This window comes from Streptomyces sp. NPDC006529, from assembly GCF_040611795.1.
GTDB lineage: Bacteria > Actinomycetota > Actinomycetes > Streptomycetales > Streptomycetaceae > Streptomyces.
The window spans coordinates 19197-31521 of sequence record NZ_JBEXPB010000045.1; the positions used below are offsets into that span (position 1 = coordinate 19197).

Annotated in this window: 10 protein-coding genes; 6 read left to right on the forward strand and 4 right to left on the reverse strand. The window is 75.7% G+C overall.

Features of this window, described 5'->3' with window-relative positions; all coding sequences use genetic code 11:
• Positions 1-9 precede the first annotated feature (9 nt).
• A complete protein-coding gene (locus ABZY31_RS25490) occupies positions 10-267 on the reverse strand; it encodes a hypothetical protein (RefSeq protein WP_356414255.1) in 258 nt (85 codons plus the stop codon).
• On the reverse strand, positions 264-1298 hold the full coding sequence (locus ABZY31_RS25495; RefSeq protein ID WP_356414258.1) for an AEC family transporter: 1035 nt from the start codon (positions 1296-1298) through the stop codon (positions 264-266). The genes ABZY31_RS25490 and ABZY31_RS25495 overlap by 4 nt, the downstream gene beginning before the upstream one ends.
• A gap of 110 nt (positions 1299-1408) precedes the next feature.
• On the opposite strand from ABZY31_RS25495, the gene ABZY31_RS25500 reads away from it, so the two are divergent.
• The 4 genes from ABZY31_RS25500 to ABZY31_RS25515 all read left to right on the forward strand — a co-directional run bounded on the left by ABZY31_RS25500 (position 1409) and on the right by ABZY31_RS25515 (position 5860).
• Complete coding sequence (locus tag ABZY31_RS25500; protein WP_356414261.1) at positions 1409-2701, forward strand: histidine kinase; 1293 nt, start codon at positions 1409-1411, stop codon at positions 2699-2701.
• Positions 2698-3378: a response regulator transcription factor gene (locus ABZY31_RS25505; protein WP_356414264.1), complete on the forward strand. Its 681-nt coding sequence runs from the start codon at positions 2698-2700 to the stop codon at positions 3376-3378. The genes ABZY31_RS25500 and ABZY31_RS25505 overlap by 4 nt, the downstream gene beginning before the upstream one ends.
• Positions 3379-3518: 140 nt before the next feature.
• On the forward strand, positions 3519-4607 hold the full coding sequence (locus ABZY31_RS25510) for an alpha/beta hydrolase (protein WP_356414267.1): 1089 nt from the start codon (positions 3519-3521) through the stop codon (positions 4605-4607).
• Positions 4604-5860 carry an acyltransferase gene (locus tag ABZY31_RS25515; protein ID WP_356414270.1) on the forward strand — a complete coding sequence of 419 codons (1257 nt, stop codon included), beginning with the start codon at positions 4604-4606 and terminating at the stop codon, positions 5858-5860. The genes ABZY31_RS25510 and ABZY31_RS25515 overlap by 4 nt, the downstream gene beginning before the upstream one ends.
• An 18-nt stretch (positions 5861-5878) precedes the next feature.
• On the opposite strand, the gene ABZY31_RS25520 is transcribed toward ABZY31_RS25515, so the two are convergent.
• Positions 5879-6301: a DUF350 domain-containing protein gene (locus ABZY31_RS25520; protein ID WP_356414273.1), complete on the reverse strand. Its 423-nt coding sequence runs from the start codon at positions 6299-6301 to the stop codon at positions 5879-5881.
• Positions 6302-6402: 101 nt separating this feature from the next.
• Between ABZY31_RS25520 and ABZY31_RS25525 the strand changes: the two genes are divergently transcribed.
• On the forward strand, positions 6403-8178 hold the full coding sequence (locus ABZY31_RS25525; RefSeq protein WP_356414276.1) for a GNAT family N-acetyltransferase: 1776 nt from the start codon (positions 6403-6405) through the stop codon (positions 8176-8178).
• A 12-nt stretch (positions 8179-8190) separates the two neighbouring features.
• Here the strand turns inward: ABZY31_RS25525 and ABZY31_RS25530 are convergent, their stop codons facing one another.
• Positions 8191-10221: an AMP-binding protein gene (locus tag ABZY31_RS25530; RefSeq protein ID WP_356414279.1), complete on the reverse strand. Its 2031-nt coding sequence runs from the start codon at positions 10219-10221 to the stop codon at positions 8191-8193.
• Positions 10222-10332: 111 nt separating this feature from the next.
• On the opposite strand from ABZY31_RS25530, the gene ABZY31_RS25535 reads away from it, so the two are divergent.
• Positions 10333-12309, forward strand: a complete 1977-nt coding sequence (locus ABZY31_RS25535; RefSeq protein WP_356414282.1) for an ABC transporter ATP-binding protein — start codon at positions 10333-10335, stop codon at positions 12307-12309.
• Positions 12310-12325 lie beyond the last annotated feature (16 nt).

A 12325-nucleotide genomic window follows, 5' to 3' on the forward strand; every position in this document is an offset into this window, starting at 1 on the left:
ACGCGCCCCTCAGCCCCGGCCCGTGTCGTGGGTGAGGCGGTCCTCGTCGAGCGAGCGGGGGTCGCCGGTGTCCAGGCGGGGGGTGCCGCCGGCGTCAGGGCGCCAGATGCCGCGCTCCGGCGAGTCGGCGTAGTAGTCGTCGCCGTGGAGCACCCGGACCGGGCCCGCCTCGGCGGTGGCCGCAAGGGCGGTGGCCAAGGTGGTCTTGCCGGCCCCGGCCCCTCCGGTCAGGGTCAGCAGCAGCGGCGGGGCCGCAGGCCCGGTCACGACGCCCACGCGATCCACAGCGGGAGCAGGAGCAGGGCTCCGACCGAGCACTTGATGACCAGGGCGGCGGAGAGGTCGACCCCGACGTCGTAGCGCTGGGCGAAGACGAAGAGGTTCTGCGGGGTGGGCATGGCGGCGATCAGGACCAGGTACCTCAGCCAGTCGCCGCGGACGCCGAACAGGCCGCCGCAGACCGCCCAGGCGAGCAGGGGAAAGCCCAGGCACTTGAAGGCGATCAGGGCGATCTCCTCCCGGGTCGTGCCCCGCAGGCCGAGGCCCACGCCGCCGAGGTGCAGACCGAGGGCGAACAGGGCGACGGGCGAGGCGCTGTCGCCGACGAAGGCGAAGCCGTCGAGGAGCAGCTTCGGGACGGGCAGGGAGACCAGGTTGAGCAGGATGGCCGCGTTGCAGGCGAGGACCAGCGGGGTGGTCAGCGAGGTACCGACGGCGCGGGCGAGCCGGGCGGGCCGGGAGTCCCGGCCGGGGGCGCCGCGGCCGGCGGTGCCCGCAACGGCACCGGCGCCGTCCTCGGCACCCACGGCGCCGCCGCCCCCGGCCGGGTCACCGGCCCGGTCACCGGACCGGCCCAGCTCCATGACGGAGATGACCACGAGCGACAGGACGCAGACCTGGAAGAGCAGCACCGGAAAGATCGGCGCCGCGTCGCCGAAGACGGTGATGAAGACGGGGACCGCGAAGTAGGCGGTGTTGACCTGGACCCCCGCCATGACCCGCAGGGCCACCCCGCGCGGCTCCCGTATCCCCGAGGCCCGGGCGGCCAGTGCGACCGCCAGCGCGGCCAGCGCGGCGGTGGCCGCGTACCCGGACAGCGCGCGCCAGTCGAACAGGGCGCCGAGGTCGCTCGCGTAGATGCTCCCGAAGAGGTAGCAGGGGACCGCGAAGAGGAAGGCGTAGTCCGCGAAGGCCTTGGACGCCTCCGCCGGCACGACCTTGCGCCGGGCGAGCACCGCCCCGCAGCCGAAGGCCAGCAGCACCGGCAGCAGTTTCTCCAGTGTCGCCACCACACCCATGCCCGAAGCCCCCGACGTCCGCATCGTCCCTGGTGACGTCGTCCCCCGGCGCCTCGGGCGACCCTATCGCCCGGCCCGCCGCACCCGGCACGCCCTACCCTGGACGGATCATGCGAAACGAAGACACGTCCGGCCCCCCGCGCGGGCTGAGCGCGGTGCTGCGGACCCCGGCCCGGGCCGCGGAACCGCTGTTCGCGCAGGCCCCCAAGCGCTGGCAGCGCCGACTGCCGTACGCGGTCGCGGCGGTGGCCGTGCTCGTCCTGCTGCCCGTGACGGTCAGCGTGCTGACCAACGACTACAAGGCGGGCGGCGGCTGGGCGGGCGCGCTGGCCGTGGCGCAGACCGTGCCGCTGCTGCTGGCGCTGACCCGGCCGCTGGCCGCGTGGGCCGTCGTCATCGTCGCGGACACGGTCGGCGCGCTCGTGCTGGTCCACGCGGACCGGGTCGCGGGGATGACCTGGCCGTGGACCCCGATGATCATCATCGGGTACCTGCTGCTGATGGCCTGTCTGGGGCTGCGCGAGTCGATCCGGACGCTGGTCGGCGTGTGGCTGGCGACCGGGGTGGTCGGGGGACTCGTCGGCTTCCTCCAGCCGGACGGGGTGACGAACACGCACGCGCTGCTGTTCGTCCTGGCCGGGGTCATGCTGGTGGTCACCGGAGCGCTGCGCGGAGTGGGCGACGCGCAGCGGCGGGTGGCCGAGCAGGAGAGCATCAGCGAGGCGGAACGGGCCGGGCGCACGCTGCTGGAGGAGCGCGCCAGGATCGCCCGCGAGCTGCACGACGTGGTGGCCCACCACATGTCGGTGATCACGGTGCAGGCGGACTCGGCGCCCTACCGGCTGCCGGACATGTCGCCCGAGGTGCGGCAGGAGTTCGGCGCGATCGCGTCGAGCGCCCGGGAGTCGCTGAGCGAGATGCGGCGGCTGCTGGTGGTGCTGCGCGGCGACGGGGTGGACGGCGAGCGGGCGCCGCAGCCGGGGCTGGCGCGGGTGCAGCAGCTGGTGGAGGCGACCGTACGGGCGGGCCTGCCCGTGGAGTTGTCGATGACGGCGGAGGCGGCCCGGGCGGCGGAGACGGTGCCCGCGGTGGACCTGTCGGCGTACCGGATCGTGCAGGAGGCGCTGGCCAACGTGGTGCGGCACGCGCCGGGCGCCACGACGCGGGTGGCGGTGCGCCACGACGCGGGCGGCTCGGGCGAGGTACTGGTGCTCGTGGTCAACGGGCGGCCGCGCAGCGCCCCGGTGCAGCTGGAGAGTTCGGGCACGGGCCACGGTCTGGTCGGCATGCGCGAGCGCGTACGGTTGACCGGCGGGACGCTGGACACCGGTCCGCTTCCCGACGGCGGCTTCCGGGTCGCCGCCCGCCTGCCGTTGCACTCCCTTGCCGAGGATTCCAGTTGACCATCCGCGTGATCATCGTCGACGACCAGGCCATGGTGCGGGCGGGGTTCGCCGCCCTGCTGTCGGCGCAGGCCGACATCGATGTCGTGGGCGAGGCTCCCGACGGCCGCCGCGGCATCGAGGTGGCCCGGAGCACGCACCCCGACGTGGTGCTGATGGACGTGCGGATGCCGGAGATGGACGGGCTGACGGCGGCCCGCGCGCTGCTGGGGCCGGCGGTCGGTGTGGTGCACCGGCCGAAGGTGCTGATGCTGACCACCTTCGACATCGACGACTACGTGTACGAGGCGCTGCGCGCGGGCGCCTCCGGCTTCCTGCTCAAGGACGCGCCGCCCGCGGACCTGATCGCGGCGGTCCGGGTGGTGGCCTCGGGCGAGGCGCTGCTGGCGCCCTCGGTGACCCGGCGGCTGATCGCGGACTTCGTGCAGCAGCGGCCCGCGCCGCGCCGGGATCCGGCGCTGCGGCTGAACGGTCTGACCCCGCGCGAGACCGAGGTGCTGGAGCTGATCGCGCGCGGTCTCTCGAACCAGGAGATCGCGGGCCACCTGGTGCTGGCCGAGCAGACGGTCAAGACGCACATCGGGCGGGTCCTGGGCAAGCTGGACCTGCGGGACCGCGCGCAGGCCGTCGTCTTCGCCTACGAGGCGGGGCTGGTGCGCCCGGGCGACGGCGCCTGAATCCCCCGTCGGGTCACCGGCGGCCGGGGTCTCCTCCACCCCCTACCCGGGTATGACATCCCACTTGGCTCCCTGGTGCGATGTCCGGTTCGGCACCTTCTTCCTACCTTCCTCCTCGACACGAGGAGAGGAGAAGGGGCATGCGCCGCTTCGGGAGGACGCTGGTCACCGCGGTATTGACGGTGGCGGTGATCACGGGGACCGCCGGCTGGGCGTCCGCCGACTCGGAGCGGGCGGTCACCGGTCCGCTCCCGGGCACCGCCGCCTGGCTCGCGGAACCGGGCCCTGCGCCCGGAGCGGAGAGCGGCCCGCGGTCCGGCGACGGGACGCTCCCGGGGCGGCTGCCCGATCCGGTCGGTGCCCCGCCGCGCGAGGTGGCCCGGTTCTTCGCCGGGCTGGACCCGCAGGAGGCGCGGGCGCTGGTACGCCGCCACCCGCTGGTCGTCGGCAATCTGGACGGCGTACCCGTGGACCTGAGGTACCAGGCCAACCGGATCGCGATCCTGGCCACCGGCGAGGCCCGGTACCTCTCGCTCGCCGGGGCGGGCCGGCAGATCCTCGCCTTCGACCCGCGCGGGCGCGGTCAGGTCGCCGAGGTGTTCGGCGACCTGGCGCACGCGGAGCACGTGGCCGTGGTCGTGCCGGGTTCCGACAACGACGCGACGACGTACGACCTTCCGCGCAAGCCGTACAGCGGGCCGGGCGGCATGGCCCAGGCCCTGCGCGCCGCCTCCGGCGACGCGAGTGCCGTGGTGGCCTGGACGGGCTATACGACCCCGGTCGGGGTGGGGCTCGACGCGGCCCAGGGGCGGCTCGCGGAGGCCGGCGCCACCCGGCTGACCCGCTTCCTCGCTGGTCTCGACGCGGTCGGGGCGCCGGATCCGGCGCTGTTCTGCCACAGCTACGGCTCGGTGGTGTGCGGGCTCGCCGCCCGCGACACCGACGCGCGGGACCTCGTGGTGCTCGGCTCCCCCGGCGTGCGGGCGCACGACGCGGCCGCGCTGCGCACCCGGGCCCGGGTGTGGGCCGCGAAGGGCCCCTCCGACTGGATCGACGACGTGCCCAACGTGGAGTTCGCGGGGCTGGGGCACGGCGCCGACCCGACCTCGCCCGCCTTCGGCGCCCGCCGGGTCCCGGCCGGTGACGCCGAGGGCCACACCGGCTACTTCGTGCCCGGGACCCGGTCCCTGGCGGCGTTCGCCGCGATCGCGACGGGAACGGCCCGATGAGCGCCGCGCTCGCCCCCGCGCCCGGGCCCGCGCCCAAGTCCGCTTCCGTGCGCGGCACGCTGCGGCGGACGGCCGCGCGGATCGAGCGGGACACTCCCGCCCACCGCGACCGCGCGATCGACGCGCTGCGTGCGATCGCCCTGCTGGCCGTCCCCACCGGGCACTGGCTGCTCGGCGGGTTCACCCTCGACGGCGCGGGCGCGCTGCACAACGCGAGCCCGCTGTCCGCCGTCCCCGCGCTGGCGCCCGCCAGTTGGGTGCTCCAGATGCTCGGCGTCTTCTTCCTGGTCGGCGGGTACGCCTCGGTGCTGTCCTACCACCGGCGCCCGGGGTCCGCGGCGGCCTGGCTGCGGGGCCGGCTCGCGCGGCTGGGGCGGCCGGTGCTCGGGGTCACCGCCGTGTGGGCGGTGGCCGCGCCGCTGCTGTTCGCGGCGGGGGTGCCGCTGACGACGCTGCGGACCGGGGCGACGCTGGTGATCCAGCCGCTGTGGTTCGTCGGGGTGTACGCGGTGGTGACCGCCCTCACCCCGTACTGCGTCCGGGCGGCGCGGCGGCTCGGCGGCTGGGCGGCGGCGCCGCTCCTCGCCTCGGTCGCCGCGGTGGACTTCCTGCGCTACGGGCCCTTCGCCGACGCCGTGCCGTCCTGGCTGGCGCTGGTGAACATCCTGCCGGGCTGGCTGTTCGCCTACCAGCTCGGTGTCGCGTGGGGCGAGGGCCGGATCGGGCGGCGCGGTGCCTGGCTGCTGTGCGCGGGCGGGACGGCGCTGTTCGCGGTCCTGCTGGTGGTGTTCCACTACCCGGTGTCGATGGTCGGCGTACCGGGTGCGGGCCGCACCAACTCCCACCCGCCGTCGCTGCTGGTCCTGGCACTGGCATCGGCGCAGTCGGGGGCGGCGATCCTGGTCCGCGACCGGCTCGCGCGGCTGATGGCCCGGCCGGCCCTGTGGGCGCCGGTGGTCGTCGTGAACCTGTGCGCGATGACCGTCCTGTGCTGGCACCAGACGGCGATGCTGGCCGCGGCCGTGCCCGCCGCCGTCGCCGGCCCGGTCGCGGGACTGACCACGGCGCCGGACTCGGCGCTGTGGATCGCCGAACGGCTGGCCTGGATGCCGGTGTTCGCGGCGCTGCTGGTGCTGATCGCCCGGTACACGAGGCGTTTCGAGGCCCCGTGGACCAGGTCGACGGCGGTGCGGCGGACGGCGGCGGGGCTGTTGTCGGCGGGGTTCGGCGCCTTCGCCCTCGGGCTCGCGTGATTCTGCGGCCCGGCGGCTTCAGGAGATGGAGGCCGCCACGATGGCCGCGACCGCGAGGTTGCAGGAGGCGGTGACCCACACGGCCGGGTGCGGCTGCGGGTCGACGACGATCGCGCCGAGCCTGCCGGGGGTGAACACGTCCAGCACCAGGAAGGCCAGCCCCATCAGGACCAGGCCGAGCAGGCCGAAGGCCGCGGTGTTCAGCAGCCCCTTGCCGAAGTCGTCGTAGGTCGTCCAGATCGAGGTGAACACGATCCCGCCGACGCCGAGCAGGGCCGAGCTGAGCTGCAGGGCGGCGTTGCGGTTGCGCTCCTCCCAGATCTGCTTGCGCAGGGCGCCGGGCGTCAGCACGTCGACCAGGACGATGCCGAGGATCAGCAGGACCAGGCCGAGTGCCCCGAAGGCGGTGGTGCGGCCGAGTCCGTTGACGATGTCGCTCATTGAGGGCCTGTCTCCGCGTCGGTGGATAGGGGATGCGAGCAGCTGTGTGGGGAAGGGAAAACCTATCGCACGGCTGTCCTGGCCGGGGATGGGGAGGCGGGATGGCAGCGGGAGCGGTGCGGGTCCGGGCGGCGCGGCCGGACGAGGCGGCGGCGCTCGGCGCTCTGGCGCTGCGCTCGAAGGCGCACTGGGGCTACGACGAGGCGTTCCTGACCGCCTGCGCACCGCAGTTGCGGATCCGGGCCGGGGAGGTGGGCGCGCGCCGGGTCGTGGTCGCCGAGGAGGCGGGGGCCGGGGGGTGCCCGCTCGGCGTGGCCTCGCTCGAAGGGAGGGCGCCCGTCGCGGAGTTGGGCCTGCTGTTCGTGGAACCGGCGGCGATCGGTCGGGGCGTGGGCCGGGCGCTGTACCGGGACGCGGTGCGCCGTGCCCGCCGACTGGGCTGCCACACGCTGCTGATCGACGCCGACCCGCACGCCGCGGACTTCTACCGGGCGATGGGCGCGCTCGCCCGCCCCGGCGCGGCGCCGGTCGCGGGACTGGTCCGCTTCGAGGTGCGGCTGGGCGGGGCGGAGCCCTGGGTGGAGGCCTGGACCGGCGGCCGTCCGGCGGTGCACCTGGGCAATGTCGCCGAGTACCACGCGCAGTTCGGTGACCCCTCCCTGGACCGGGAGCAGCTCGCCGCGCACCACTACGCCTGCCTGGCCGCCTTCTACGGGCCCCGGCCGAGCGCCCTGGTGCTGCCGCGGCCGGTGCCCGGGTGGTGGGTGGAGCAGGTGGCGCGCCAGTTGGACTGGACGGACGTCGAGGTGCACGACGGGCTGGCGCCGGACCGTCCCGGACTGTCGGCCGCCGTACGGTCGCGGCCCGCGCTCGCCGCCCGGCTGACGGGGTCGGGGGCGGCGCTGCTGCCGTGGGGGCGCAGTGCGGGTTTCGCCCGGCTGGCCGGGTCGGGGCCCTGGCGGCCGGAGGTGCTGCGGTACGAGTCGAAGGCGGCCTCGCACGCCTTGTTCGCCCGGATCGCGGAGGCGGGCGGGCATCCCGGCGTGGTGGTGCCCCGGCAGTGGCGGCCGCGCAACCGGTGGGCCGCTGCCCGGCTGGTGGCGGCGCGGGCCCGGGCGGGCCGCGGCACCGTCCTCAAGTCCGAGCACGGGGTGGGCGGTTCGGGTACGCGGCTGCTCGCGCCCGGGGACGTACGGGCGGCGGGCGGCGCCCTCGCCGCGCTGCGCGGGCTGCCGCGCGGGCCGTTGCTGGCCGAGGAGTACGCGCACGACCCGGGCGGGGCGGTGCGCGACCTGACCTACGACGCGTTCGTGGACGCGGCCGGCCGCGTCCACCCGGTGGGCGGGGCCGTCATGGACGTGGTGGGCGCCGGCTACCGGGGGGCCACCGTGGGGCCGGGCGTGGTGCCGGGCTGGGCGGCGCCGGCGCTGTCGGGCTTCGGGGAGGCGGTGGGCCGCGCACTGGCCGGGGCGGGCTACCGGGGCTGGTTCGACGTGGACTTCGTCAGCGCCGGGCAGGGGCGCCTCGCTCCGGCCGAGACGAACCTGCGCCTCACGGGTCCCGCCGCGGCCTTCGTCGTCAAGGCACGGCTCGACGAGGTGCGGGGCGGGGACCACGTGGTGCGGATCATGGACCGGGTGGAGCTGGGGGCGCGGCTGCCGGAGGCACTGGCGGGGGAGCTGTGCGCCGCGCTGGCCCGGGGCTGCGCAGCCCTCGGGGCCGTCTTCGTGCCGGCGATCCCCACGGCCGCCTTCGACCCGGGCCCGTGGCTGGGGGCCCTGGTGGCCGCGCACACCCGGGAGGCGGTGGACGCGGCCGAGGCGCTGGTCCGCGCGGAGGCGGCGGCCGTGGGGGCGATGTTCGGCGACTCCTTCTGACGCGCCTCTTCCTCAGGCGGCGCGGGAGGGTTCACGGGTGGCGAAGACGGCGACGATGACGGCGGCGATCATGAGCGGCACGTTGAAGGCGTAGACGAGGGCGGCCTGGCGCGGCCAGTCCTGCTTCGCGGCGAGCCGGTAGAGGTTGTCCTGCGGCCACCAGGCGACCAGCAGGTAGACGAGCGCCAGGTGCGCGGCGGCCGTGAGGGCGGGCCCCCGGCCCTGCCGCCGCAGGGCCGGGCGCCCGACCAGCAGGAGCACCACGCCGAGGCCGAAGGACAGCCATTCGAAGCCGTACAGCAGGGTGAAGAGGGTCCTGTACCCGCTGGGGACCCCCGTGAGGTCGGTGGAGCCGGGCCAGAGGATCCCGGTGAAGGAGAAGGCGACCATGGCGACGAGCAGCGCCCCGCAGCCGATCCCGCACGAGGTGGGCACCTCGCCCCCCGAGGCGGTGTACTTGCCGGAGGCGCGCACGCCCCGCCCGGGCGCCCCGGACACCGGCAGCGGGAGGGCGGCGCGGTCCTCCCGGCCCGAGCGGGCGCGGGGCAGCGCGCGCAGCCTGACCACCGCTCGCGGTATCTCCTCCTCGGGGAGCCGGGAGGAGAGGTAGCGGCCCAGGGTCTCGGTGTCGGGGAGTTCCCCGTCGGTGGACGCGTCGGTGGACCTGTCGGCGAACGCGTCGCCGGACGGCCCGGAGCCGCGCCGGGGCCGGGGCAGCGGGCCGCCCCCGGCGGACGGGCTGACGCCCGGCGGGGCGACGTACGCGACGAGGCGGACCTTCGAGGGGCCGTCGGGAACGCCGCGCACCAGCGCCCCGCCGATCCCGGGGTGGCCGCGCAGGACGGACTCGATCCGGTGGGGGTCGACGGTGCGGCGGCCGATCGTGATCCGGTCGCGGCGACGGCCGGCGAATTCCAGCAGCCCGTCCTCCCGGGTGCGGGCGAGGTCCCCGGTGGCGATGGCCGCGCCGCCCCCGGGCGGGGTGAGCCGGATCTCGCCGCCGGTGAGCTCCACCCGGCACCCCGGGAAGGGGACGCCTATCAGGCTGACGCCCTCGGCCGCGTCCACCGGGCGCGGCAGCAGCGACAGCTCGAACCAGGTACCGGCGCCGGCGGTCTCGGTGAGCCCGTAGACGTTCACCAGGCGGGCGCCGGGGCGCAACGACAGGTGCAGGGCGGCCTGTTCGTCGAGGTGCAGCCGCTCGCCCGTGACGGTGACCAGCCGCAGCGACCACAGGTCGGCGTCGGGTGCGCGGCGCGCGGCCTGCCCGCTCCCGGCGCCGAGCAGGCGGGGCGCGGACCCGGGGTCGGTGTGCAGGACGGAGACCCGCTCCTCGCGGATCAGGTCGCGCAGCTCTTCGTGGCTCCACTCGGAGCGCGGCGCCAGGACCAGGGCGCCTCCGGTGCTCAGGGCCCGGGTCCAGCCGGTGGCGAAGCCGGTGAGGTCGGGCCGGGCGGTGATCAGGTGCCGGTCGTCGGGGGTGAGGCCGCCGGTCTCCGCCCAGCCGTCGTGGGCGGCGAGCAGCCGGGCGTGGTCGATCCGCACCGCCCGCGGCTCCTCGCCGCCGGTGAAGACGACCGCTGCCGTGTCGCCGGGGGCCGGCGCGGGGGCGTCCGCCGGCTCACCGGAGCGGGCGGCGATCGCCTCGGCCTCGGTGTCGAGGCAGATGACGCGCGGTCCGGTCCCCTCATCGAGGAAGGGCAGGTGCGCGCGGTGCGTCAGCAGGGCGTACGGCGCGGTCGCGGCCAGGTTGCGCCGGGCCGCCGCGGGATGGTCCGGGTCGAGGAGGGTGTAGGCTCCGCCCGCCTTCAGTACGGCGAGCAGCGCGGTCAGGACCTCCTCCTGCCGGGCGCTGCCGATGGCCACGGTGGCGCCGGGCGGCAGTCCCGCGGCGAGCAGGTGGGCCGCCAGGCGGCCGGAGCGCTCGTCCAGTCGACGGTAGGTGAGGACGGTCGGGCCGCGGAGGACTGCGGGCGCCTCGGGCGTTTCCCGTGCCCATCGGCGGAAGCGGTGGAGCACGCTGTCGGCGGGTTCCCGGTTCATGAGCCGATGATGCCACCGGGCACCGACAGCGCACGAGGGTCCGTCCGCCGGGGCCTCGGCGCTCCACCGGACCTTGACCTCAACTTTCCTTGAGGTATTAACGTTCCTGGCATGTCTATGGAAATGACCGCCTGGTCCTCGCTCCACAACGCGCTCAACGCCCAGCAGGAGCGCCGGGCCCCCACCCGCGAGAGCCTGCGCCGGGTCGCCGCCTTCGCCCGCCCGCACCGCCGCGGGCTGCTGCTCTTCCTGCTGCTGAGCATCGTGACCGCTCTCCTCGCGGTCGCCACCCCGGTGCTCGCCAGCCGGATCGTCGAGGCCATCGTCGGCGGCCGGGAGAGCGGGACGGTCACCCGGCTCGCGCTGCTCATCGCACTGATCGCGGTGGTCGAGGCGGGCCTGGGCCTGCTGACCAGGAAGCTGTCGTCCACCCTGGGCGAGGGGCTGATCCTCGACCTGCGCACCGCGGTCTTCGACCACGTGCAGCGGATGCCGGTCGCCTTCTTCACCCGGACCCGGACCGGGGCGCTGGTCAGCCGGCTCAACAACGACGTGATCGGCGCGCAGCGGGCGTTCAGCAACACCCTCTCCGGGGTGGTCGCCAACACGGTGACGCTGCTGCTGACCCTGGCCGTGATGCTCAGCATCTCCTGGCAGATCACCCTGCTCGCGCTGGTGCTGCTGCCCCTCTTCGTCATCCCGGCGCGGCGCACGGGCGCCCGGATGGCGCGGATGCAGCGCGAGGCGGCGGCCCTGAACGCCTCGATGGGCACCCAGATGACCGAGCGCTTCTCCGCGCCCGGCGCGACGCTGGTCAAGCTGTTCGGGCGGCCCGCCGATGAATCCGCCGAGTTCGCGGCGCGGGCGGCCCGGGTGCGGGACATCGGGATCCGTACCGCGGTGGCGCAGTCCGCCTTCATCACGGCGCTCACCCTGGTCTCCGCGCTCGCCCTGGCCCTGGTCTACGGGCTCGGCGGCTACTACGCGCTGCGCGGCACGCTGGACGCCGGTTCCGTGGTCGCGCTGGCCCTGCTGCTGACCCGGCTGTACGCCCCGCTGACCGCGCTGGCGGGGGCCCGGGTCGAGGTGATGAGCGCGCTGGTCAGCTTCGAGCGGGTCTTCGAGATCCTCGACCTGGAACCGCTGATCGCCGAGAAGCCGGACGCCCGCCGGGTGCCCGAAGGCCCGGTGACGGTGGAGTTCGACCGGGTGTCCTTCGGTTACCCGGCCGCCGACAAGGTCTCGCTGGCCTCGCTGGAGGAGGTGGCGACGCTGGACGCCCGGGGCGGTACGCAGGTGCTGCACGAGGTCTCGTTCCGCGCCGAGGCCGGGCAGATGATCGCACTGGTGGGCTCGTCCGGCGCCGGGAAGTCCACCATCGCGCAGCTCCTGCCCCGGCTGTACGACGCGGACGCGGGCGCGGTCCGGCTGAACGGGGTCGACGTGCGCGACCTCACCGCCGACTCGATCCGCGACACGCTCGGCATGGTCACCCAGGACGGGCACCTCTTCCACGAGTCGGTGCGCGCGAACCTGCTGCTGGCCCGCCCCGGGGCCACCGAGGAGGAGGTCTGGGAGGCCCTGCGCCGCTCGCGCCTGGACGGGCTGGTCGCCTCGCTGCCCGACGGGCTGGACACAGTGGTCGGCGAGCGCGGCTACCGGCTCTCCGGCGGCGAACGCCAGCGGCTGACCATCGCCCGGCTGCTGCTGGCCCGCCAGCGGGTGGTGATCCTCGACGAGGCCACCGCGCACTTGGACTCCACCTCGGAGGCGGCGGTGCAGGAGGCGCTGGGCGAGGCGCTCGCCGGCCGGACCGCCGTGGTGATCGCGCACCGTCTGTCGACCGTCCAGGCGGCGGACCTGATCCTGGTCGTCAAGGAGGGCCGGATCGTGGAACGCGGCACGCACACCGAGCTGCTGGCCCTGGGCGGACGGTACGAGGAGCTGTACCGGACCCAGTTCGCGACGGGGGGCGCCGCGGCCGGCGGCGCGTCCGCGGTCACGGCGGACGGGGCCGTCACGGGAACGGAAGCGGGAGCGGAGGCGGGCGCGGAGGCGGGCGCGGAGGCGGGCGCGGGAGCGGCGTGAGCCCGACCCCGTCCGG